This is a genomic window from Cryobacterium sp. TMT2-18-2 (genome assembly GCF_004402245.1).
GTDB lineage: Bacteria > Actinomycetota > Actinomycetes > Actinomycetales > Microbacteriaceae > Cryobacterium > Cryobacterium sandaracinum.
The window spans coordinates 48,247-71,952 of the sequence record NZ_SOFU01000010.1; the positions used below are offsets into that span (position 1 = coordinate 48,247).

Below are 23,706 nucleotides of genomic sequence, written 5' to 3' on the forward strand. Positions count from 1 at the left end.
TTCAGTCGGCGAGCAGGCGGCGTACGACGGCATCCGCCAGTAGGCGTCCTCTGAGGGTCAGTTCGATCGAACCGCAGAGGGCGGCTTTCGCGTCGATGAGTTCGTCGGAGATGAGTCCGGCCACCTCGTGGCGCCCGAGCGGGCTGAGCGAGTCGATGACGACGCCCTCGCGGATTCGGGTCAGCAGGAGCACCCGCTCCACCTCCTGAGTGGCCGCATCGAGGGTCTCCCGCCCGGCGGCCGGTGAGTCGCCGGCGCGAATCCGATCCCCGTAGGCCGACGGATGCTTGACGTTCCACCAGCGCACCCCACCGATGTGGCTGTGGGCTCCGGGCCCCACACCCCACCAGTCTTGGCTGCGCCAGTAGGCGAGGTTGTGGCGCGAGCGGTGCGCGTCATCCGTCGCCCAGTTGCTGACCTCGTACCAGCCGTAGCCGGCCGAGGACAGTAGGTCGTCGGCCAGCTCGTAGAACTCGGCCTGAACGTCGTCGTCGACAGGGGCCAGTTCGCCGCGCTTGATCTGGCGGGCCAGCTTGGTGCCCTCCTCAACGATAAGCGAGTAGGCGCTGACGTGGGTGGGAGCCTGCCGGATGGCGTGCTCGAGGCTGGTGCGCCAATCGCTGAGGGTCTCCCCCGGTGTGCCGTAGATCAGGTCGAGGGACACGTCGAGGCCGGCCTCGCGCGCCCACTGGACCACGAGCGGCACCCGCTCGGGGTCGTGGGTGCGCTCGAGGGTGGCCAGGACGCTCGGCACCGCGGACTGCATGCCGAAGGACACCCGGGTGAAGCCGGACCCGGCGAGGCGGCCGAGATAGGCGGCGTCGACGGAGTCGGGGTTCGCCTCGGTGGTCACCTCGGCGCCGGGTGCGATCCCCCAGGTGGAGCGCACGGCCTCCAGCATCCGCACCAGGTCGTCGGCCGGGAGCAGGGTGGGGGTGCCGCCGCCGAAGAAGACGGTCGCCGCCTGGCGGGCCGGCACGCCCGACTGAGTCAGGATCCGGCCGGCCGACTGGACCTCGGTGATCGCCTGACCGGCATAGTCATGCTGGCTTGCGCCGCGCAACTCGGTGGCGGTATAGGTGTTGAAGTCGCAGTAGCCGCAGCGGACCCGGCAGAACGGCACGTGCAGGTAGACGCCGAAATCGCGCTGGGCTGCTCCCACGGCGGCCGAGGCCGGCAGCAGGCCGTCGCGGGGCGCGGGGTCGCCGACGGGAAGGGCACTGCCCATGCGGTTAGACCGCGCCGATCGGATGCAGCGCGCGTAGGTACCGTGCGGTGATTTTTGCCTGTTGCCGCCGCACGAACGGCCAGCCCAGCCGGTAGAACCAGGTGCTGGGGCGGGAGAAGGCGCGGATGGTGAGCCAGACCGAGTCGTCCTCGCGTCTGTCGATGATGAACGATTCCTCGCCGCTGGCCGGGTGCCCGGCCATAGTGCCGTAGGCGAAGCCGAGGCGGTCGGGTTCGTCGATCACGTAGACCACGCGCACGGGGGCGTCGATGGTTAAGGGGCCTAACTTGGTCGTTAGGTGCGCGGACATGCCGTTGACGATGTAGGGCGTGCCGTCCGCGGCGAAGACGGCCTCGTCCAGCTCTGACTTCTGGTCGCGGGCGGCCTGGCCGTCGGCGTCGAAGACGAGTCCCGTGTACTGCTGGCCGGTGCCGTCCAGCAGGTCGGTGACGGTCATCCCGCTCCCCCGCTGCACGCCCCAGGTCATCAGCGACTTCGAGGCCAGCTGGAAGCGCTCCTCACCGCTGCCGAGGCGCACGGTGCGTTCGAGGGGCCGGTAGCCCTTGGGTGGGAACCGGAGCAGGTCCGGGGCGAGGGTGCCGCCGATGGACGCGTAGGTGACGGCGGTATCGGTGAAGGTGGCGCGGCGCATCCGTCTACTTCTTCTTCGGGGGCTCGTCACCGGACAGGGCGGCGATGAACGCCTCCTGGGGAACCTCGACCCGGCCGACCATCTTCATGCGCTTCTTTCCCTCCTTCTGCTTCTCCAGCAGCTTGCGCTTGCGGGAGATGTCGCCGCCGTAGCACTTGGCGAGAACATCCTTGCGGATGGCACTGATGGACTCGCGGGCGATGATGCGGGCGCCGATCGCGGCCTGGATGGGCACGTCGAACTGCTGGCGCGGGATGAGCTTGCGCAGCCTTCCCGTCATCAGCACGCCGTAGTCGTAGGCCTTGTCGCGGTGCACAATCGCGCTGAACGCGTCGACCTGTTCGCCCTGCAGCAGGATGTCGACCTTGACCAGGTCGGCCTCCTGAGAGCCGATGGGTTCATAGTCGAGCGAGCCGTAGCCGGCGGTGCGGCTCTTGAGATTGTCGAAGAAGTCGAACACGATCTCACCGAGCGGCATCGTGTAGCGGATCTCGACCCGGTCTTCGCCGAGGTAGTCCATGCCGAGCAGGGTGCCGCGGCGGCTCTGGCAGAGTTCCATGATCACGCCGACGTAGTCCTTGGGTGCGAGGATGGCCGCCTTCACGATCGGCTCCTCGACCTTGGCGATCTTGCCGTTCGGGAACTCGCTCGGGTTGGTGACCGTGACGGACTTCTTGTCGTCGGTGGTGACCTCGTAGATCACGCTGGGCGCCGTGGTGATCAGGTCGAGGCCGAACTCCCGGTCGAGCCGCTCGGTGATGATTTCCAGGTGCAGCAACCCGAGGAAACCACAGCGGAAACCGAAACCGAGGGCGACGGATGTCTCGGGCTCGTACACGAGGGACGCGTCGGAGAGCTTGAGCTTGTCGAGGGCCTCGCGGAGGGCCGGGTAGTCGCTGCCGTCGATCGGGTAGAGGCCCGAGAAGACCATGGGCTTCGGCTCGGTGTAGCCCGGCAGGGCGACGGTGGCGGGGCGGAGCGCGGTGGTCACCGTATCGCCGACCTTCGACTGGCGCACATCCTTCACGCCCGTGATCAGGTAGCCGACCTCGCCGACGCCGAGGCCCTTGCTGGTGGTGGGCTCGGGCGAGGTGACGCCGATCTCGAGGATCTCGTGCGTGGCACGGGTCGACATCATCTGGATCTTCTCGCGCGGGCCCAGCTTGCCGTCGATCATGCGCACATAGGTGACGACGCCGCGGTAGCTGTCGTAGACCGAGTCGAAGATCATCGCGCGGGCCGGGGCGGCCGGGTCGCCGACCGGGGCAGGGATGAGGCGGGTGGCGCGGTCGAGGAGTTCGGCGACGCCGACGCCGGTCTTGCCGGAGACCCGGAGCACGTCGTCGGGACTGCCACCGATCAGGCTGGCGAGCTCCTTCGCGTACTTGTCGGGGTCGGCGGCCGGCAGGTCGATCTTGTTCAGCACCGGGATGATGGTGAGGTCGTTCTCCAGCGCAAGGTAAAGGTTGGCGAGGGTCTGCGCCTCAATCCCTTGGGCGGCGTCGACGAGGAGGATTGCTCCCTCGCACGCGGCCAGGCTGCGAGACACCTCGTAGGTGAAGTCCACGTGGCCGGGGGTGTCGATCATGTTCAGGGCGTAGGTCTGCCCGTCGAGTTCCCACGGCATCCGCACGGCCTGGCTTTTGATGGTGATGCCGCGCTCGCGCTCGATGTCCATCCGGTCAAGGTATTGGGCGCGCATCGAACGGTCGTCGACGACGCCGGTGATCTGCAGCATCCGGTCGGCCAGCGTGGACTTGCCGTGGTCGATGTGAGCGATGATGCAGAAGTTGCGGATGAACTCGGGCGGGGTGGCGGCCGGTTCAAGCGCCGTGAGGGGTCTCGGTGACATGGTCTGGCAATTCTCCCATAGGTGGCTGGGTCCCGGTTTCGCCGCTGCCCCGCATCGTTCCAGGCTTGCGCTCGGGCACGGGCCGCGCCCGGCGGCTCGCAGCGAACCACTGCCGTGAACCACCTCGACGCAGATTCTCCCGAAAGCGAGCTTTTTCGACCAGTTTGGGAGCGTGTCGGCCAGAATCTCCGTCGAATTCGTTCGGGCTCGGGGCAGGGTCGGGGCGCGCAGTGAATGCCCGAACCGCGGAGGCGCTGCTGCAGAGGCGGCGGTGTGCCGTGGCTCTTCGGCGGGTAGTGTGGCCAACTCAGGAGATCCGACCGGGCAGGGCCCGACATCCGCACCGGTTCCGCACTGGTCCGCGGTGGCCCGGCCACCCGTGCGTTGGATGTCCTGAGTTGGCCACAGACGCAGCGCCCGGCCGAGCGCTCAGCCACGGAAGAGCCAAAAAAAGTCACCGCGAACCGGGTGCTGTCACTGTTGTCCTGGTGCGGCCAGCCCCTGGTGTCTATCATCGGCATCGGCAGCGCCGTCACCCTCCAGTGCGGCTGCTCACCAGGAGGAATGAATGACACCCGCCGTCCCGGTCCTTTTCGTGCATGGGATCCGCACGTCGGGCACCATGTGGCGGCGACAGCTGTCCATGCTGGGCGAGGCCGGGCATCCGGCACTCGCGATCGATCTGCCGGGGCACGGCTCCCGCATGGACGAAACGTTCACCGTTGCGGGTGCACTGGCCGCCATCGACGAGGGTGTCGCTGCTCTGGGGGGCCGGGTGCTGCTGGTCGGCCTCTCCCTCGGCGGCTACTACGCCATCGAGTACGCCGCGCGCCACCCGCAGAAGGTGGCCGGGCTGGTCGCCGCGGGAAGCTGCGCGCTTCCGGCCGGCTGGCTACTGGACGCCTACCGGGGCCTGGCCCGGCTGATCCGCCGACTGCCCGATCAGGGACTGTGGCTCCACACCACACTCGTGCGGGTGCTCCTTCCATCGGAAGGGGCAGCCGACACGCTCGCCGGCGGTGTGCCGCTGACGGTGATGGATGCCGGGCTCGGCGCCACCGGCAGCCTCCGCCCGCTGGACAGCCTGGCTCGCTATCCCGGCCCGGTGTGGCTGGTCAACGGTTCTCTGGATCAGTTCCGGCTGCATGAGCGCCGCTTCCTCGCCGCCTGCCGGGACGGGCGCCTCGTGATCGTCCCCCGGGCGTCGCACCTCGTCAGCCTGGCCCAACCGGAACGCTTCGCCGCGGTGCTGAGCGGCATTCTCACGGAGGTTGCGATCGACCGGCCCGGGCCGATTGTCGACCTGAACGGATAACTGGTATCGTTGGCCGTTGACTTGCGTGTTGGGTCCCACCCCACACGATTTTTGTCGCACGGCGCCCTCTACCGCCAAGCGGCCCATCCGAACAAGAATCTAACGAAAGCGTATAAACGTGGCAAACATCAAGTCGCAGATCAAGCGTATCGGCACCAACAAAAAGGCCCAGGAGCGCAACAAGTCGGTCAAGAGCGAGTTCAAGCGCGCTGTCCGCGCGACTCGCCTGGCGATCGCCTCGGGCGACAAGGACAAGGCTGTCGCCAGCCTCGCCGTTGCTTCGAAGAAGCTCGACAAGGCCGTCAGCAAGGGCGTCATCCACCAGAACCAGGCCGCGAACAAGAAGTCCGCGATCGCCAAGTCGGTCAACGCCCTCGTCTAGTCTGCGCCTGACCGGGATCAGGACCGTTCACCGGCCCTGACCTGCGTACACAACAGCCCCTGCCATCTCGGTGGGGGCTTTCGTGTGTCCGGGCAAGGGGTCGGACCCTCGGGGACCGGTCATCTGGAATTCATCGCGGCCTGGCCCGGTCAGGCGCCCCAGCATCGCCCTGACGGCGGTCCTGGCAGCCGTCGTCGATCCGCCGCTCGTCGCGCTGATCGTGTCGTGCGCGCCGAGCCCGCCCCGGCCCACACACCTCACTTCGGGCATCAGCTGGCGCGCACCACGGTGACCGACCCCTCCCTGGAGCGCAGTTCACCGTCGAGGGTGAGTACGCGCGCGAAAGCCGGGTCTGGTCAGCTCTCACCGCGGCGGGCGATCACACCGATGAGCCGCTCGAGGGCAAAGACGGGGTCGCGCTCGGCACCCTTCACCGCGGCATCCGTTTCGGCCAGCGCCACGACGCAGCGGGCGAGACCCTCGTCCGACCAGCTGCGCAGGTCACGTTGGGCCCGCTCGACCTGCCAGGGGGCGAGGCCGAACTGGGAGGCAAGCTGGGCCGAGCCGCCGCGCACCCCGCAGAGCTTCGCCATGGTGCGGATCTTCATGGCGAACGCGGCCACCACCGGGACCGGGTCGGCGCCGGAGGACAGGGCGTGGCGCAGGATGACGAGCGCCTCCCCTTGATGCCCTGCGATAGCGGCATCGGCTACCTTGAACGCGTTGGCCTCGACCCTGCCGCCGTAGTAGCGGTCCACGGTCGTCTCGGTCACTTCGGTGCCGACATCGGCGATGAGCTGCTGGCAGGCCGCGGAGAGTTCGGCGAGATCGCCGGAGAACGCGGCGACCAGGGACCGCAACGCGCTGGGAGTGACCCGCTTGCCGGCCGTCTTGAATTCCGCGGAGGCGAAGTCGTGCCGGTCGGAGTCTTTCTTCAGCTCGGTGCAGACGACCTCGACGGCGCCGCCGACGCCCGAACGGATGGTGTCGAGCAGCTTCTTGCCGCGCACGCCGCCGCCGTGCCGGAGCACGACGTAGGTGTCCTCGGCCGGGTTCTGCAGGTAGTCCAGGGCCTCCGCGAGGAACGTGTCGCTGCACTTCTCGACGGAGCTGACGCGGATCAGCCGCGGTTCGCCGAAGAGGGACGGGCTGGCCATGGTGAGCAGTTCGCCGGGCGCATAGCTGTCGGCCTGCACGTCGCTGATCTCCAGGCTGGGGTCTTCGAGTTTGAGGAAGTCCCGCAGCTGGCGGATCGCGCGTTCGGCCAGGAACACCTCGGTTCCGGAGACCAGGATGATCGGCGCCGGCCGCACCTGGTGCCAGGCCAGCTGCGGGATGGCGACCGATTTCGGCACAGCGCGGGGCGCGGTCCGGCCGGATGAAGCGGTTCGTGCGGCCACTCGGGGTTCCTTCGGTTGAGGCTGTGCGGAATCCATTAAGACTATCCGGGGTCGGTGTCCGCCACGGTCTCGCTCTGCACGGTCTCGCTCCAGACCGTCAGCGCACCACCCCCTGGCCCCGGGGCGATCACCAGCAGTCCCTGCTGGTCGGTGCGGAGGGCCAGCGTGCCCGCGGCCGCAAGAATGTCCAGGACCGTGTCGGTGGGATGGCCGTAGCCGTTCTCCCTGCCTACCGAGATCAGCCCCACCGTGGCCCGGAGATCGGCATAGAGCTCCGGGCTTTGGTCTCCCGACCCGTGGTGGGCGACCTTGACGACATCCACCTCCCCGGGGCTGGAGCTGCGCCGGAGCGCGTCCTGGGATTCCTCGCCGAGATCTCCGAGAAACAAGGAACGGATGCCGCGACCGTCGAATCCGATCGTCACGCTCCCCTCGTTTCCGGTCTGCATCACCGCCGAGCCCCGCACCGGCCAGAGGATCTCCCAGCGCAACTCCCCGAGGGTGCCCGTGTCGCCGCGGGCAGCGCCCCGCAACTCGGCTCCGCCCGCGGCGAGGGCATCGTGCAGTCGCTCATCGTCTGCGTTCTCCGGGATGCCGACCAGCGCCGTGTCGACGCGGCCGATCACGGCGGCGACCCCGCCGATGTGGTCCAGGTCGTAGTGGGTCAGCACGAGAATGTCGATTCGGTCGATCCCCAGCGTGTCGAGGCAGTCGGCGAGCAGGTCCGGGTCGGGCCCCGCGTCGACGAGCACCTACCGGTCGCGGTCGCGCACGACGACCGCATCACCCTGCCCGATGTCGCAGGCCGCGATCTGCCAGTCCGCGGGGAAGGCCACGGCCCGGCCGACGCCCGCCCCGATCAGGCTGCCCGCGTAGCTTCCGGCGGCCAGAACCAGCACCGCGATCGCCGCGATCGGCCAGCGCGCCCGAACCTGTCCCCGGCCCCGCATCACCAGCGCCACCGCGGCCACCGTCAGTAGAACGGTCACGAGAACACCGACCGGGCCGCCCAGCCAGGGTAGGCGGCTGCCGGGCAGCTCTGCGGACGTTCGGGCGATCGCCGCGATCCAGGCGGCCGGCAGCCAGGCCAGGTAGAGCACTCCCCCGGCAACACCGGGCAGCCAGGGCAAGAGCAGGCACGCGATCAGACCGATGACGGTGGCGGCCGGGGCTGCCGGACCGGCCAGCAGATTCGCGGGCACCCCGTAGAGCGGGAGGGTGGGAGTGAGCAGCACGAGCACCGGCTGACAGGCCAGCTGCGCGGCCAGCGGGATGGCGATCACGGCGGCGAGCCAGGTGGGCAGCCACCGATGCAGCATCCGGGTCAGCGGTCCGGCCAGGACGAGTAGGCCGGCCGTGGCCAGAACCGACAGGGCGAACCCGTAACTGCGGGCCAGCCATGGGTCGGCCGCCAGCAGTAGGATCACGACAAGTGCGAGCAACGGCACTCCTCGGCCCGGCCGACCGAAGGCAATCCCGAGCAGCAGGATCGTCGCCATCAAAGCAGCACGCAGCACACTGGGTTCGGGCGTCACGAGCACCACGAACCCGAGCAGGGTGAGAAGCGAGATCGCGATCCGGATGCCGCGGCGCAGTCCCAGAAACCCGGTCAGCAGCATGACTCCCGCGATCACCACGGCGCAGTTCGCTCCGGACACGGCGGTGAGGTGGCTGAGCGAACTCGTCTTCATGGCCGCGTCGAGGTCTGCCTCGACCGAGCTCGTGTCACCGATGGCCAGGCCGGGCAGCAGGTCACCGCCGTCGCCGGGAAGATCGCCCGCGGCGGTCGTGAACAGGGTGCGCAGTTCCCCGGCCCAGCCGAGCCACCAGGGCGGTGCCACGAGGAGCTCGGGCGGACCCCGCCCGAACACCAGGGCGGATGCCGCGTCTCCGGCCGCCGTGAGCCGGAGGGTGGCGTCCAGCCGCACGACACTGCCGATCTGAAGCGCGGTCGCCTGTTCGCTCGCCGTCTCTGCGAACACGACCACCGGAACCGACAGTCCTCGCGCAGCACCCTTCCGGGCGACCTCGCCCTGCTCGATCCCGGTCAGGGTGCCGCGGAAGCGCACCCGGGCGGACGCTCCGGAGTCAGAGCCAGCCGGGCCGAAGAGTGCGGGAGCACCGAACGACTGGGTCTGCACCGGGATCGACGCCACCGTGAGGAGCACGGTCACTGACTCCTGCCGGGCGGCGCTCTCCCGCACGGTTTCCGGCAGCCGCCCGGGCGCAGCGACCGTGACCGCGGATGCCATCAGCGCGGCCGCAGCGCAACAGACCAGGCCGACACCCCAGGCCGGCGCTCCCCGGGCGCGGAACAGCCGACGCGCCACAACCAGGCCTACGCCCAGGGCGGCGGCCCACAACGCGGCCTGCGCGCCGGGTGCCCACCCGGGGAAGGCGATGAGCAGCCAGGCCGCCAGCCACGCGGTCGCCGCCGGGATAACCAGGCGCAGGTCGAGCCCGGTCATGTCGTGATCCGGGCGGCGAGCCACGGTGTCGCGTGTGAAATCCATACCGGGAGGCTAGGCGCGCCCGCGGCTCCCCCCCGGTGGCCACCGGAATCTGTGCCCGGTTGACGCGGGATTGGGGGTGGGGAGGCGTGCCCGGTGACCTCGCCGCCGGTCCGCGGCGACGGAGCTGCTCGTCAAAAACGACACGCGTCAGCCCGCGAGCAGGCCGCCGACAGCGCCCATTGCTGCCAGTCGGTCGGTTCCTAGCCGTCATGGGTCGGAGAAGACCGTGCACGCTATCGAGTGCAGGCCAGGTGCGGTCGCCGGCTCGATCGGAGCACCCTCCGTCACGCACCGGATACGCTCTCCGCACCGATGCGTCAGGACTTCAGGCACCCTCCGTTCACGGCCACTCTCACACGGTGATCAGGGCGCTGAGCCCCTCGAACGTCTTCTCACCGATACCGGTGACATTGCGCAGGTCCTCGACGGCCGCGAACGGCCCGTTGGCGTCGCGGAAATCCAGAATGCGCTGGGCCATGGCCGGGCCGATGCGCGGCAGGGTGTCGAGGTCGGCCAGGGTTGCCGTATTGAGGTTGACCAGGACCGCCGGGCCGCCGCCGCCTGGGTCTGATGCGCCGCCGAGGGATGCACCGCTGCCCGGCGGTGGTCCAGCGGGGACTTCGCCGAGCTGGGGCAGGTAGAGCTGCTCGCCGTCGCTGAGCTTGCGAGCGAGGTTGGTGCCGGCCGGATCGGCGGTCTCGGTCAGCCCGCCGGCGGCGGCCACGGCATCCATCACCCGGGCGCCGGTGGAGAGTTCGAAGAGACCGGGACGCCGCACGGCGCCGAGCACATGAACGAAGATGAGGGCGCCGGATGCCGAGGCTACCCCCGAGGAACTCGGGGCCGGGCTGCTGTCGGCACCACCGGAACCCGAACCCGCGGTCGGGTGCGCCGGGGACACCACCTGGTGCCCGGCCTGCTGACCGAGCGCGGACACGACCACCGCGGTGGCCAACGCCAATATCAGCAGCACGACGGCTGCACCCACCCCGATGCGCACGCGCGCCGGGGCGCGCCCCGGCGCGCTCGGGGCCAGGCGGTGAAGTGCCGCGACTACCGGGTCAGGCTCCATCCCGGCAGGCTAGGCCAACGGGTGCCGGTCCCCCAGCGGACGGCCGCACCCTGTGGGCGGCGCCGCGAGGTGCCGCCCTGGGGAGGCGAGGCAGGGGGTGCTACTGACCGCGGGTGACGATGCTGACGAGTTTCGGCGCGCGCACGATCACGTTCATGATCTCGCGGTCACCGATCCGGCGGATGACCTCGGCCGAGGTACGTGCGAGACGTTCCAGCTCGTCGCCGGAGATCTTCGGGGACACCTCGATGCGGTCGCGCACCTTGCCGTCGACCTGCACGACGGCCGTGACCGACTCCTCTACGAGCAGGGTTCGGTCGGCCTTGCGCCACTGCACGAGGGCGACACACGGCTCATGGCCGAGGAGCTGCCACATGTCCTCGGCCGCGTACGGAGCAAACAGGTTGAGCACCATGGCGGTGACCTCCGCGGCCTCGCGCACCGCGGCATCCGCGGGGCCGACGCCGGTGTCGATCGCCTTGCGGGTGGCGTTGACGAGTTCCATCAGTCGGGCGACGACCACGTTGAACTTGAACGATTCGACCAGGCCGGGCGCATCGGCCAGGAAACGGTGGGTGACCCGGCGGAGACCGGCGTCGCCGGACCTCCAATCGATGTCGGGCGTACTCGTGACGTCGCGGGCGACGCGCCAAGCGCGGGCCAGAAACTTGGCGGAGCCGACCGGCGAGACATCCGCCCAGTCGATGTCGTCTTCCGGCGGTCCGGCGAAGGCCATGGTGAGCCGTACCGCGTCGACGCCGAACTGGTCGACCTCCTCGGTGAAGTAGACCAGGTTGCCCTTGCTCTTGGACATCTTGGCCCCGTCAAGGATGACCATGCCCTGGTTCAGCAGGGCCGTGAACGGCTCGGTGAAGCTGACATAGCCGAGGTCGAAAAGCACCTTGGTCATGAAGCGCGCGTAGAGCAGGTGCAGGATGGCATGCTCGACGCCACCGACGTACTGGTCGACGGGCGCCCACTTCTCGGCTTCCTTCGGGTCGAACGCCTTCGTGTCGTCGGTGGGGTTCAGGAAGCGCAGGAAGTACCAGGAGCTGTCGACGAAGGTGTCCATGGTGTCCGCGTCGCGGCGTGCGGGGGTGCCGTCGATCGGGTTGGGCACGTTGACCCAGTCGGTCGCGCCGCCCAGCGGCGACGTGCCCTTGGGCTTGAGGTCGAGGCCGTCGGTGGGCGGCAGCAACACGGGAAGCTGGTCTTCCGGCACGGGGATCTCGGCGCCGTCCTGGCCGTGGATGATCGGGATGGGCGTGCCCCAGTAGCGCTGACGGGAGATGAGCCAGTCACGCAGACGGTAGTTCTTGGCGGCGCGGCCGGTACCGTCGGCGGCGAGCTGCTCGATCATGCGCTTGATCGCGGTGTTCTTGCTGAGACCGTTGAGCGCGCCCGAGTTGATCAGGCGGCCTTCCCCGGTCAGTGCGATGCCGGTGCGAGTCGGGTCGAGGGAGGTAAGCTCCGGGGTGCCGTCGATCATGTCCTGCGTGATCACGGGGATCATGCCGGTGACCGCGGCGGTTGTGTCCACGACCACGATCACGGGCAGGTCGAAACGGCGGGCGAAGTCGAGGTCGCGCTGGTCGTGGGCCGGCACCGCCATCACGGCACCGTGGCCGTAGTCGGCGAGCACGTAGTCCGCGGCCCAGATCGGCAGGCGTTCGCCGTTGGCCGGATTGACCGCGTAGCGCTCGAGAAACACGCCGGTCTTCTCCCGGTCGGTGGCCTGACGCTCGATCTCGGTGCTGTTCTGAACCTGGACCAGGTATTCCTGAAACCGTTCCTTGACGGTGGGCGAGGCATCCGCGACCAGCTCGGCGGCGAGGTCCGCGTCGGGGGCGACGACCATGAAGGTCGCGCCGTAGAGGGTGTCGGGGCGGGTCGTGAAGACGCTGATGGGCTCTTTGCGGCCTTCGATCACGAAGTCGACGTCGGCGCCGATGGAGCGGCCGATCCAGTTGCGCTGCATGTTCAGCACCTTCGCCGGCCAGGTGCCCTCGAGCTGGTTCAGGTCGTCGAGCAGGCGGTCCGCATAGTCGGTGATCTTGAAGTACCACTGGGTGAGCTTCTTCTTGACCACCACGGCTCCGCTGCGCTCCGAGGTGCCGTCGGCGAGGACCTGCTCGTTGGCGAGGACGGTCTGGTCTACCGGGTCCCAGTTCACCCAGCTGTCCTTGCGGTAGGCGAGGCCCTTCCTGTACAGCTGCAGGAACAGCCACTGGTTCCACTTGTAGTATTCGGGGTCGCTGGTGTGCAGCTCGCGGGACCAGTCGAAGGATGCCGCGTAGAGCTTCATGCTCTTCTTCTGCTGCGCAATGTTGTCGTAGGTCCAGCCGCGCGGGTCGATGCCGCGCTTGATCGCGGCGTTCTCCGCGGGTAGCCCGAAGGAGTCCCAACCGATGGGGTGTAGCACGTTGAAGCCCTGCTGACGCCAGTACCGGGCGACGATGTCGCCGAGGGCATAGACCTCGGCGTGGCCCATGTGCAGGTCGCCGGAGGGATACGGGAACATGTCGAGCACGTACTTGCGCGGTCGAACGTCGTCGGGATCGTTCGTGCGGAAGGGGTCGAGCTCTTCCCAGATCGGCTGCCACTTCGCCTGGATGGCGGCGAAATCGTAAACTTTTTCTTCGCTGTCCTGGCCGGTGCGGGTGTGGTCGTACTCGTGTGCCACGTGACTCTCTTCGTTGCAGTGGGGATTGCGCCAGCAGGCACCGGGCCGCGCGGAGGCGGCGTCCAAGCTCTTAGGTTACTAAACCTGGCCCTGGCCCGTGGCGGCGCTGGATCGAGGAACGCCGAGGACGGCCAGGAGCGCCGCCGCTTTCAGCCGGGTTTCCTCGATCTCCTCCAGCGGATCGGACAGCGCCGTGATGCCGCCGCCCGTGCCGATGGAGGCCCCGTCCGGGCTGAGCACGATGCTGCGGATGACCATGGCCAGGTCGACCGCGCCGTTTCGCCCCAGATAGCCGAAGGCCCCGGCGTAGAGCCCGCGCGGTCCGCACTCGAGGGCGTCGAGGATGGTCATCGCACTGATCTTCGGTGCCCCGGTCATGGACCCGGCGGGGAAGCAGGACGCCACGGCATCCACCCCGGTCAGTCCCGCGGCCAGGCGCGCCTCGACCGTACTGACCAGCTGGTGCACGTGCGCGTAACTCTCCACGGCGAGCAAGTTCGTGACCTGCACGCTGCCGAGCTCGGCGATCCGCCCGAGGTCGTTGCGCATCAGGTCGACGATCATCAGGTTCTCGGCACGCTCTTTGCCGCTGCCCTCGAGCTCGTCGCGGAGCTCGCGGTCCCGGTCGGCCATCCGGGAGCGCGCCCGAGTGCCCTTGATCGGCTTCGTGGTGATCAGGCCGCCCGGGGTCACGGTCAGGAACTGTTCCGGGGAGGCGCTGAGCAGGGCGGTGTCCCCGAAACGCAGCAGCCCGCCGTGGTGGCTGGGGCTGCCGGCGCGCAACGCCAGGTAGGCCTCGACCGGATGCGGCCGCACGTCGACCAGGATCTCGTTGGTGAGGCAGAGCTGGTAGGCGTCACCGGCCCGGATGAACGCCTGGCATTCCTCGATCAGCTCGGCGTAGCGGTGCACGTCGTGCCGCCACCGGGCTACGCCGGCAGCGGCAACGGGGCCGGCAGCGGAGCCGGCAGGCCACGTGACCGGCCGGTTCGCGGATGCCGCGGGTGGCTGCTCCGACGCGGCGAGAGCATCGAGCACGGCATCGGCCCACGCCTGCGGGGCATCCGTCGCGTCGCCGGAAGCGCGGCGAGCGAGCGCCCTGACCGTTCGTGCCGCATGATCGAACACCAGCACGTGGTGCACCTCGAGCAGGGCGGCATCCGGGTAGCGGGAGTCGTGCACGGGCGTGCCGAGGGTCTGGGCACCGAGTTCGTATCCGAGCCAGCCCACCCAGCCCAGCCGAAAGCCGCCGGCATCGTCGGCGCCGGTATCGTCGGTGCCGGTATCGTCGGTGCCGGTATCTTCGGTGGCATCGTCGTGGAAGCCGGCCTGCTCCGCGCGCAGGAACTCGAAGATCGTCCCGGGTGAAGGGTGACCCGGCACGAACGGATCGCCGGCGACCGAGACCGTCACGGTCCCCTCGGGCACCGAGGCGGTAACAAACCGGGACCCGGGCGACGCGGACCCAAGATAGCTGAGGCCGGTTTCGGCGCCGTTGCCCGCATCCAACCAGAACGCGTACGGGCTGTTGCGGTAAAGGGTGTCGAAGACGCGGGCCGGATCCCACCACTCGGGCAGGAGGATGCTCTGAGTCGGCCCGGTCACACTTCCAGCCTAGGTGCCGGGATTCTCCCCGAAGTGCAGCGATCTGCCGCCCCGGCCGAACGTATGCCGAACTCAGTGCCATGTCTCGAACGAATTCGACGGAGATTCTGCGGAAAAAACGGCTCTTCCCGTATGGCAGCTCCTGATCCGGGCAAAATCTCGGCCCCCCTGCTCTATCCGTCGACTTCGTTCGGACCCACTCGTCGGGGTGCCGGGACCGCACCCCCGACCCCACCGGGGACGCAGTGGGGAGGCCGCCCGCGGGCTGCCTCCCCACCTTTCTCCGTCAGGTGCCGCAGCGTGACTACTTCACAGCGAGGCTGCCCTTGAACTGGAGCCCCGTCGAGCCGGAGCCGCCGCCCCTGGTCGTGCCGTTGACCGCGGAGGTGGTCTCGCCGAACGTCATCGTCGTGTGGGCGATGGCATCGGCCATCTGCTCCAGCACCTCCGCATTGATGTTCGTGATGTCGTCGCATGCGGCGTGGTAACAGGCGTCGTACGGTGCGCCGGCGACGCCACCATAAGTGACCGCCTCGGCCTCCGTCATCAGGTCTTCCGCACCGGTGAACAGCCCGCCGGCGGGAATGCCGTTCTCGATGAACCCGAAGTAGTCGGACCGACCGTCGAACTCGGTGGGTTCTGTGGCCAGCCCCTGCGAGGCGAAGTAGTCCAGGAAGACCTTCTCGACCAGCGCCGACCCGTTCGGGCCGGTGGTGCCGAAGGACGAGCCGTCACCGTCGTAGACGAAGCGCACAAAGTTCGGCGATGCGACCATGTCGAAGTTCAGGTTGACGGCGTGCGCCTTGATCTGGCGTTTCGTCAGCTGTGAAACGTAGTACTCGGAACCGACCAGTCCATCTTCCTCGCTGCCCCAAAACGCGAACCGCACCCGGTTGGTGGGTGCGTTGCCGGAGGCGGCGAGCTGGATGGCGGTTTCCAGGATGGCGGCGCTGCCGCTGCCGTTGTCGTTGATTCCCGCGCCCTCGGCAACGGAGTCGAGGTGCGCTCCGGCCACGACCGTGCGGTCCGCGCGACCGGCCGAATCGGCCAGGATGTTGAAGGATTCGGTGACGGTGACCTCAGCATCCACGGCCAGCCGCACGGTCGGGGCAGGCTGCCCGGCCAGAGCCGCGCCGAGCACGAAGGTCGTTCCGATGACCGGAACTGCGGTCTGCGGGGCGTCCAGAGTGCCGTTGACGATACCGAGGCGATCATCGGCGTTTCCCTGGTTGAAGATGATCACGCCGGCGGCGCCGGCCGCGATCGCATTGTCGGCCTTGACCCGGAAGGTGCAGGTGCCGCGTTGGATCAGAGCGACGTTCCCGGCCGTGAAGCCCGCGAAGTCTGCGGCTTCACAGCCGCTGGTCGAGGCCCGGTCGCCGACCAGGTTGATGTCGACCGCCTGTACCGCCGCCGAGACCGTGCCGGAGCCGGAGTAGCTCATCGTGGCAAAGTCGGTGCCGCCGGCGTAGGTGGTGGGGGTGGGCGTGAACTGCGCGAACGACTCCGCATTCAGCACGAACTGCTCATAGGAGTAGGCCTGACGGATCGGCATGTAGCCCGCGGCCGTGAGCTGCTCTTCGACGTAGACGGCGGATGCCTCGTACCCCGGCGTGCCGGACGCACGCGTGCCGCCGTTGGCATCCGCGATCTTCTGGAGCTCCTCCAGGTGGTCGATGATGCCGGCTGCCGTCACGGCTTCGCGCAGCGCGCCGGTGTCCGTTCCGTTGTCGGCGTAGGCGGGTAGCCCGACGCTGACCGACAGGGCCACGGCCGTGCCGACGGCGGCGAGACGAATATTCCGATTCTGTTTCATGAGGGTCCCTCAGACTGGATCGAACGTGGGCCGGTCGTCGTTGAGCGGCCCTGGGGCGACGCTAGCGTATCCCCCAGTCGCGGGGCAAGGGCAGGTCCCCAGCCCCGCTGCGGGCGCACGGCTTAGGCTGTGAGACGTGAACGATATCCTCAGCTGGATCCTGGATACGGTTTCCAGCGTGGATCCGGTGCTGCGCACCCTCCTGGCCGGACTCGGCATGCTTTTGGAGACATCCGTTCTCGTCGGCCTGGTCGTGCCGGGCGATTCCATCGTGATCGTGGCGAGCACGGCGGTGAGCAACACGGCCGAGTTCCTGGGGCTCGTCGCCGCGGTGATCGTCGGAGCCCTGATCGGCGAGAGCATCGGCTTCGCGCTCGGCCGCCACTTCGGGCCGTGGATCCGGATGAGCCGCCTCGGGCGCCGGCTCGGGGAACGCAACTGGGCCCGGGCCGAGATCTACCTGGCACGGCGTGGCGGCATTGCCGTGTTCCTGTCGCGGTTCCTGCCCGTGCTGCACTCGCTGATCCCGCTGACCGTGGGGATGAGCCCGATGCCCTACCGCACCTTCATGAAGTGGACCGTGCCCGCCTGCGTGATCTGGGCGGTGGCCTACGTGTCGATCGGTTCGGCCGCCGCCGAAGGCTACCGCGAGCTCTCCGACCGGCTCCACTTCGCCGGGTACCTCTTCGTCGGTGCGATCGCGGCCTTCGTGCTGCTCGTGTTCCTGGTCAAACGGTGGTTGCACCGCCGCGAGGAGCGACACATGGAGCAGCCGGAGCCTCCGGTCGTCTGACCCCACGTTCGGTCGGGCGACCCCTCGTTCGGCTGTCGGGTTCAGCCGGTAGGGCCGGGCACGACGACCCTCGCGGTGATCAGGTCGTCCGGCACCGGCGTGTGCGAGATGAGCAGCACCGCACGGCCGTCCTCCGCGGCCGTGACCAGGATGTCCCGCACGAGCATGTCGCCCTGCGCCTCGTCGACGTTGGCGGTAGGTTCGTCGACGATGAGCACCGGGAAATCCGCCAGCAACGCGCGCGCCAGCGCGATTCGCTGGGCCTGACCGCCAGAGACCAGGGCACCCCGCTCGCCGACCCGGGCGTCGAGGCCCCCCCGCTGGGCGGCCCACTCCCCCAGCCCGACCCGGGCGAGCACGGCCTCGAGATCGTCGTCGGTGGCCGTCGCGCGGGCGAAGAGCAGGTTCTGACGGATGCTGTCGTCGAAGAGCCAGGGACGCTGTTCGCACAGTCCCACCCGGCGGCGCACCTCGGCCGGGGCCAGCGTGCGCGCCTCGACGCCGTCGAGCCGGTACGAGCCCGTGTAGTCGAGGAAGCGCACCAGGGTCTGGGCCAGGGTGGTCTTGCCGGCGCCGCTCGGCCCTGCCAGGTGCACACGGTCTCCCGGCGCCAGGCGCAGGGTGATGCCCGTGACCGCCGGGGTAGCGGAACCGGGCCAGCGGGCACCCACGTCGGTGAGTTCGAGCACCGGGCGGGCGCTGACGCTCGTGGTGGACATCGCATCCGCCGGCGCATCCGTCGGCTCGGTCACCGACTCCGCCGGGATCTCCGCGGGGACGCTGGTCGGCACCGCCGTCGCCACCCGCGCGGCGCTGGAGCGCACCTGGCGCCAGACGCCGAGCGCGAGCGGGATCATTCCGAACACCTCGAACACCGCCATGGGCACGAGCACGACCACAACGAAGCCCGGTCCGCTGAGGCCAGCCGGCCCGGAGAGGGCCGGAATGCCGACCCGGAGCGCGGCGACCGTCGCCAGACCCGCGAACAGTGACAGCACGGCTCCCTGCACGCCCACGCCCAGCGACCGGCGCAGGGAGGCCCGGCGCAGCCGGTCGTCGGCCGCCGCAAGGGTGGCCAGGCGGGCGTCGAGGGCCCCGAAGGCGCTCAGCACGTCGAGGTTCTCCACCACCTCGAGCACCTCGCCGGCGAGGGCTCCGCGGAGGGGTGCAAGCTGGCGTTCCGACCGGGCGGACAGCGCACTGGAGGTGACGGTGGCGAGCAGACCGGCAACGAGGAGCGCCAGCGCCAGCGTGACACCGGCGGCGGGGAGAACCAGCCAGACCCCGACCACGCTCACGCTCACGAGGATCCCCGCCGTGGCCAGAGGCTGCACCACCCGCAGCGGGAAGTCCTGCAGGTCGTCGACGTCGCGCACGAGGCGACTGAGCAGGTCGCCGCGGCTCGTGCCTCCGAGGCCGGCCGGGGAGAGCGGCAGGATCCGGGAGAAGATGCCCACGCGCAGGTCAGCCAGCTGGCGGAATGCGGCGTCGTGGCTGGCCAGACGCTCGAGGTAGCGGAACGCAGACCGGCCGAGGGCGAACGCACGCACCCCGACGACCGCCATTGAAAGGAACATGACCGGCGGTTGCTCGGCGGCTCGGGTGATCAGCCACGCCGACGACGCCAGGAGGGCCACCGCGAAGACCGCGCTCAGCACGCCCGCGGCCAGGCCGGGGGCGAACCGGCGGGCGATCGGCTGGGCCAGGCGCAGCACGGCGCGCACCTCGGCCCGGCCGGCCGGCCGGGGGCCGGCGATCCTGCTCGCGCTCCCGCTCGCGCTGGGTCGGGAATCAGACATGGGCCACCTCGTTCAGGGCAACGATCTGGTCGGCGGCGTCCCGCAGCGCGGGCCGGTGGCTGACCACGATCACGATCCGCCCCTCGGTCGTGAGCCGGCGCAGGCCAGCGACGAGGGAGGCCTCCGCCGCCTCGTCCAGCGCCGAACTGGGCTCGTCGAGAACGACCACGGCGCAGTCGTGGCTCTCGGCGCGGTAGATGGCGCGGGCCGCTGCGACCCGCTGGGCCTGTCCGCCGGAGAGTCCCTCGCCGGCGATGCCGAGCATGGTGGCCGGCTCCAGATCGCCCACTCCGGCGCACTCCAGCGACCGGGCCACGGTGTCCCGATCGACGGACGCGTCACCGAGCGCGAGATTGTCGGCGATCGTTCCCTGGAACAGTCCCGGCCGTTGCCCGGCCCACGCCAGCCACGGGCGCGGTGTGCCCGGGGTCTGCTCCGCACCGTTCAGCAGGATCCGCCCGTCGAAGGGGACGAATCCCTGCAGTGCGGCCACCAGCGTGGATTTTCCGGTGCCGCTCGGGCCCACGACCACGGTGAGTTCGCCGGGGCGGAAGACGGCGCTGAAGTCGTGCACGGGGGCATCCGTGCCCCGCTGGATCGTGACGTGCTCGAATCGGAGCGTGCCGGTATCCGCGGGGCCCGCTCCGGTGGGCGCGCCAGACGGGACAGTCGAGGCAGCCGGGATCGCCGCGTCCCGGAGCCCGGCACCGTCGTCGAGAATGGCGAAGACCTCCTCGGCGGCCGCCAGACCGTCGGCCGCGGCGTGGAACTGGGTGCCGACCTGCCGTACGGGGAGAAAAGCCTCCGGGGCCAGCAGCAGCACGAACAGGCCGACGCCGAGGGCGAGGCTTCCGTCGACCAGGCGCAGCCCGATGGAAACGGCGACGAGGGCCACCGACAGGCTGGCCGCCAGTTCGAGCACGAACCCGCTGAGGAAGGAGACCCGCAGCACCTTCATGGTGCGGGCGCGGTAGTCCTCGGTGATGGTGCGCACCCGGGCGAACTGGCGTCGCTCCCGACCGTAGATCTTAAGCGTGCCGAGCCCGCCGACGAGGTCGAGGAACCCCGTCGACAGCCGCTGCAGGGACTCCCATTGCTGCCGCTGCACGGACTGGGTGGCCTGGCCGATCAGCACCATGAAGACGGGGATGAATGGCAGCACGACGATGACTGTGATGCCGCTGGGCAGGTCCTGCCAGAGCATCACCAGGATCAGCAGGGGCGTGCTGATCGCCGCCAGCAAAAGCTGGGGCAGGTAGCGGGCGAAGTAGTTGTCCAGCGCGTCCAGCCCCTGGGTGGCCAGGGTGGAGACACCGGCGCTGGCCCGGCCGCTGAGCCAATCCGGGCCGCGCTCGGCGACGCGGTCGAGCACCTGGCGGCGCAGCTGACTCTTGACCTGGGCTGCCCCGCGGGTGGCGGCCACCTCGAGGAGCCACGCCAGCGCCGCCCGCACCACGATCACGCCCGCAAGGGCGGCCATGGTGAAGGCCAGCGAATTCGGAGAGGCCCCGGTTAACGCGAGGGTGATGCTCTGGCTCAGCAGCCAGGAGAACGCGATGACCGTGACGGTCTGCGCCAGTCCGAGCAGGGCACCCACCGACAGGAACCACCGAGCGGCTGACGCGTAGCGGAGGAGCCGAGGATCGAAGGGGCGCATTTAAGTTCAGTGTACGGCGGACTCTACGTCGGCCGACACGGTCGCGCGGCTGACCCGCTTGCGCAGAACCCAGTAGGTCCAGCCCTGGTATAGGAAGATGACGGGCATGGCGAACAGGGCGGTCCAGCTCATCACCTGCAGTGTGTACGGCGTCGAGGAGGCGTTCTCGATGGTCAGGCTGTTGGCTGCACCGTTGCTCGCCGGCATCACGTCGGGGAACAGGGACGCGAAGAGCGTCAGCACCGCGAGGGCGATCGTCGCGGCCATCAGCGTGAAGGCCCAGCCTTCGGCGCCCCGCAGGTTCGCCAGGAACGCCCCGATCAGGGCGACCGCGGCGAGGGCGGCGAAGGCGCCGGTGGCCAGGCTGCCGAAGGCGAGGGTAGTCCAGACCAGGAATGAGGCGGCTATCACGATGGTGGCGACCCCGGCCTTGACGGCGAGCTTCTGAGCGCGCTGACGGATGTCCCCCTCGGTCTTGAGGGAGATGAACACCACGCCGTGGGTGAAGAACAGAAGCAGCGTGGTGAGACCGCCGAGGAGGGCGTAGGGGTTGAGCAGGTCGAAGAAGGAGCCGATGTAGTTGTGGCCGGCGTCCAGTGGAACGCCCTGCACGATGTTGGAGAAGGCGACGCCCCAGAGCAGGGCGGGAACGGCGGACCCGATCACGATCATGAGGTCGAAGCGTTTCTTCCAGGCCGCTTCCGGGCGTTGGTGCCGGTATTCGAATGACACCCCGCGCAGGATGAGGGCAAGCAGGATCACCAGCAGGGCCAGGTAGAACCCGCTGAACAGGGTGGCGTACCACTCCGGGAAAGCGGCGAACAGTGCTGCACCGGCCACGATCAGCCAGGTTTCGTTGAGGTCCCAGATCGGCCCGATGGTGTTGATGATGACCCGGCGGTCGAGGTCGTCCGTGCCCAGGAAGGGCAGCGACATGCCGACGCCGAAGTCGAAGCCGTCCAGAACGAAGTAGCCGATGAAGAGTGCACCGATGATCCAGAACCAGAGAATGTTGAGATCCATCATGCGCTCCTAGTAGACCGTGACCTGTGGCGTGACCTTGCCGGACACCGGGTCGGGTTCCGCCAGTGAGGCAGGTCCCGTCCGCACGGCCTGCAGGATCAACTTGAATTCGACGACGGCGAGGGCGCCGTAGATCAGCGTGAAGGCGATCAGCGAGATCAGGATCTCGACGCCGCTGACATTGGGTGACACGCCGTCCTGGGTGCGCAGGAGTCCGAACACCAGCCAGGGCTGCCGGCCCATCTCGGTGAAGATCCAGCCGACGCTCATGGCGAGAAGCGAGAACGGGAAGCTCCAGATGGCGATCTTCCAGACCCAGCTGGCCTGGGGGCTGCGCCCGCCGCGGGTCAGCCAGAGGCCGACGACGGCAACCAGGATGTGGGCGATGCCGAGACCGATCATCCAGCGGAAGGCCCAGTAGGTGATCCAGATGGTCGGGGTGTAGTCGCCGGGGCCGTACAGGGTCACATACTGCGCCTGCAGGTTGTCGATGCCTTCGACCGTGCCGTTGAGGGTGTGGGTCGACAGGAACGACAAAAGGTATGGGATACGAATCGAGAACAGTTCGCTGACGCCGTCGGGGGTGCCGAGGGTGAAGATCGAGAAGGATGCCTCGGCGCCCGTCGCTGTCTTGTACATCGCCTCGGCCGCCGCCATCTTCATGGGCTGGGCCGCGGTCATGGCCAGGCTCAGCGAGTCGCCGAAGAAGGTGGTGAGCGCTCCGGAGACAACCATCATCCACATGCCCAGCTTGAGCGCGGGACGCATGGATTCCACGTGCTGCTTGCGCAGCAGGTGCCAGGCGGCCACCGAGATGACGAGCCCCGACGACACCATGAAGCAGGCGAAGATCGTGTGTGGGAAGGAGGCCACAGCGATCGGGTTGGTCAGAAGCTCGCCGATACTGGTGAGCTCGGCCCGGCCGCGCTCCTCGTTGATGCGGAACGCGATCGGGTTTTGCATGAACGCGTTCGCCGCGAGGATGAAGTAGGCCGAGGCGATCGAACCGGCCGTGGTCAGCCAGATGGTGGCGAGGTGCAGGCCGCGGGGCAGCTTGTCCCAGCCGAAGATCCACAGTCCGATGAACGTGGCCTCCAGGAAGAAGGCGATGATGCCCTCGAAGGCGAGCGGGGCGCCGAAGACGTCACCAACGAAGCGGGAGTAGTCCGACCAGTTCATTCCGAACTGGAACTCCTGCACGATTCCGGTAACGACGCCCATGGCGAAGTTGATCAGGAAGATCTTGCCGAAGAAGTGGGTCAGTTGGAGGTACTTGGCCTTGTCGGTGCGCACCCAGGCGGTCTGGAAAAGGGCGACCGTGAACGCCAGCCCGATCGTGAGCGGTACGAAGAGGAAGTGGTAGACGGTAGTCAGACCGAATTGCCATCTCGACAGGAGTAACGGATCCAGCCACTCGTTCATGCGCCCTCCAGCGTCATCGGGTTTTTCTACAGTCTGTAGAACATTACTCTTCTACGAGACGTAGAAGAGTTGATTGCCGCCCGCTAGACTCCCCAGTATGGGGAGCTTGGGAGTGCTGGAACGGCTGCTGATGGATGTCCTGTGGGACACCGCAACGCCTCTGCCTGCCAACGACCTCCGAGATCGGCTGCTCACCCCGACGGCCGCCACCACGAGGCGCACACCACTCGCCACCACGACAGTGCTCACGGTGCTTTCCCGCCTGGAGACCAAGGGCTTCGTCACCCGCGACCGAGACACCCGGCCGCACCGCTACCGGGCCGTGTCGACCCGGGCGGAACATACCGCGGAGCTGATGCACGAGGTGCTCGGCTCTGCTCCCGACCGGCAGGCGGCCCTCGCCCGGTTCATCGGGGATGTCACCCCTCAGGAGGCCGACGTTTTGCGCCTGCTCCTCGGCACCGCACCTCTCGGTCGCGAGTGACCGGCATCCA

18 protein-coding genes are annotated in these 23,706 nt (G+C 68.8%); 4 read left to right on the plus strand and 14 right to left on the minus strand.

The annotated features are described in order from the left end of the window. Nucleotide 1 precedes the first annotated feature (1 nt). The 3 genes from hemW to lepA are packed head-to-tail and all read right to left on the minus strand — an operon-like array spanning nucleotide 2 to nucleotide 3,732. A complete protein-coding gene (gene hemW, locus E3O22_RS03040) occupies nucleotides 2-1,228 on the minus strand; it encodes a radical SAM family heme chaperone HemW (RefSeq protein ID WP_134394136.1) in 1,227 nt (408 codons plus the stop codon). Nucleotides 1,229-1,232: 4 nt separating this feature from the next. Further along, nucleotides 1,233-1,880: a DUF1990 family protein gene (locus tag E3O22_RS03045; RefSeq protein WP_134394137.1), complete on the minus strand. Its 648-nt coding sequence runs from the start codon at nucleotides 1,878-1,880 to the stop codon at nucleotides 1,233-1,235. Between the two features lie 4 nt (nucleotides 1,881-1,884). After that, nucleotides 1,885-3,732 carry a translation elongation factor 4 gene (gene lepA / locus E3O22_RS03050; protein WP_104100001.1) on the minus strand — a complete coding sequence of 616 codons (1,848 nt, stop codon included), beginning with the start codon at nucleotides 3,730-3,732 and terminating at the stop codon, nucleotides 1,885-1,887. 568 nt (nucleotides 3,733-4,300) lie between these two features. Here lepA and E3O22_RS03055 point away from each other — a divergent pair. Further along, nucleotides 4,301-5,047, plus strand: a complete 747-nt coding sequence (locus E3O22_RS03055; protein ID WP_134394138.1) for an alpha/beta fold hydrolase — start codon at nucleotides 4,301-4,303, stop codon at nucleotides 5,045-5,047. A gap of 118 nt (nucleotides 5,048-5,165) precedes the next feature. After that, nucleotides 5,166-5,429 carry a 30S ribosomal protein S20 gene (gene rpsT, locus E3O22_RS03060; RefSeq protein WP_104100003.1) on the plus strand — a complete coding sequence of 88 codons (264 nt, stop codon included), beginning with the start codon at nucleotides 5,166-5,168 and terminating at the stop codon, nucleotides 5,427-5,429. A 356-nt stretch (nucleotides 5,430-5,785) separates the two neighbouring features. Here the strand turns inward: rpsT and holA are convergent, their stop codons facing one another. The 7 genes from holA to E3O22_RS03095 all read right to left on the minus strand — a co-directional run bounded on the left by holA (nucleotide 5,786) and on the right by E3O22_RS03095 (nucleotide 16,518). Then, on the minus strand, nucleotides 5,786-6,829 hold the full coding sequence (holA, locus tag E3O22_RS03065) for a DNA polymerase III subunit delta (protein ID WP_241973427.1): 1,044 nt from the start codon (nucleotides 6,827-6,829) through the stop codon (nucleotides 5,786-5,788). Nucleotides 6,830-6,870: 41 nt separating this feature from the next. Then, on the minus strand, nucleotides 6,871-7,581 hold the full coding sequence (locus E3O22_RS03070) for a ComEC/Rec2 family competence protein (protein ID WP_134394140.1): 711 nt from the start codon (nucleotides 7,579-7,581) through the stop codon (nucleotides 6,871-6,873). Continuing rightward, nucleotides 7,582-9,342, minus strand: a complete 1,761-nt coding sequence (locus tag E3O22_RS03075; protein ID WP_134394141.1) for a ComEC/Rec2 family competence protein — start codon at nucleotides 9,340-9,342, stop codon at nucleotides 7,582-7,584. It abuts the gene before it with no gap. A gap of 352 nt (nucleotides 9,343-9,694) precedes the next feature. Next, nucleotides 9,695-10,414: a helix-hairpin-helix domain-containing protein gene (locus E3O22_RS03080; protein WP_134394142.1), complete on the minus strand. Its 720-nt coding sequence runs from the start codon at nucleotides 10,412-10,414 to the stop codon at nucleotides 9,695-9,697. Nucleotides 10,415-10,514: 100 nt separating this feature from the next. Then, the gene (leuS, locus tag E3O22_RS03085; RefSeq protein ID WP_134394143.1) at nucleotides 10,515-13,097 is read right to left on the minus strand and encodes a leucine--tRNA ligase; all 2,583 of its coding nucleotides are present in this window, start codon (nucleotides 13,095-13,097) and stop codon (nucleotides 10,515-10,517) included. A 78-nt stretch (nucleotides 13,098-13,175) separates the two neighbouring features. Further along, on the minus strand, nucleotides 13,176-14,702 hold the full coding sequence (locus E3O22_RS03090; RefSeq protein WP_134394144.1) for an anthranilate synthase component I family protein: 1,527 nt from the start codon (nucleotides 14,700-14,702) through the stop codon (nucleotides 13,176-13,178). A gap of 304 nt (nucleotides 14,703-15,006) precedes the next feature. Continuing rightward, on the minus strand, nucleotides 15,007-16,518 hold the full coding sequence (locus tag E3O22_RS03095; protein WP_134394145.1) for a M20/M25/M40 family metallo-hydrolase: 1,512 nt from the start codon (nucleotides 16,516-16,518) through the stop codon (nucleotides 15,007-15,009). Between the two features lie 136 nt (nucleotides 16,519-16,654). On the opposite strand from E3O22_RS03095, the gene E3O22_RS03100 reads away from it, so the two are divergent. Further along, complete coding sequence (locus tag E3O22_RS03100) at nucleotides 16,655-17,311, plus strand: DedA family protein (protein ID WP_134394146.1); 657 nt, start codon at nucleotides 16,655-16,657, stop codon at nucleotides 17,309-17,311. Nucleotides 17,312-17,352: 41 nt separating this feature from the next. On the opposite strand, the gene cydC is transcribed toward E3O22_RS03100, so the two are convergent. The 4 genes from cydC to E3O22_RS03120 are packed head-to-tail and all read right to left on the minus strand — an operon-like array spanning nucleotide 17,353 to nucleotide 23,212. Beyond that, the gene (gene cydC / locus E3O22_RS03105; RefSeq protein WP_134397071.1) at nucleotides 17,353-19,110 is read right to left on the minus strand and encodes a thiol reductant ABC exporter subunit CydC; all 1,758 of its coding nucleotides are present in this window, start codon (nucleotides 19,108-19,110) and stop codon (nucleotides 17,353-17,355) included. Further along, nucleotides 19,103-20,767, minus strand: a complete 1,665-nt coding sequence (cydD, locus tag E3O22_RS03110; RefSeq protein WP_134396521.1) for a thiol reductant ABC exporter subunit CydD — start codon at nucleotides 20,765-20,767, stop codon at nucleotides 19,103-19,105. The genes cydC and cydD overlap by 8 nt, the downstream gene beginning before the upstream one ends. 6 nt (nucleotides 20,768-20,773) lie before the next feature. Further along, nucleotides 20,774-21,790: a cytochrome d ubiquinol oxidase subunit II gene (gene cydB, locus E3O22_RS03115; protein ID WP_134396519.1), complete on the minus strand. Its 1,017-nt coding sequence runs from the start codon at nucleotides 21,788-21,790 to the stop codon at nucleotides 20,774-20,776. 9 nt (nucleotides 21,791-21,799) lie between these two features. Continuing rightward, on the minus strand, nucleotides 21,800-23,212 hold the full coding sequence (locus E3O22_RS03120) for a cytochrome ubiquinol oxidase subunit I (protein WP_134396517.1): 1,413 nt from the start codon (nucleotides 23,210-23,212) through the stop codon (nucleotides 21,800-21,802). A gap of 97 nt (nucleotides 23,213-23,309) precedes the next feature. Between E3O22_RS03120 and E3O22_RS03125 the strand changes: the two genes are divergently transcribed. Continuing rightward, on the plus strand, nucleotides 23,310-23,696 hold the full coding sequence (locus E3O22_RS03125) for a BlaI/MecI/CopY family transcriptional regulator (protein WP_134396515.1): 387 nt from the start codon (nucleotides 23,310-23,312) through the stop codon (nucleotides 23,694-23,696). The last annotated feature ends 10 nt before the right edge of the window (nucleotides 23,697-23,706 follow it).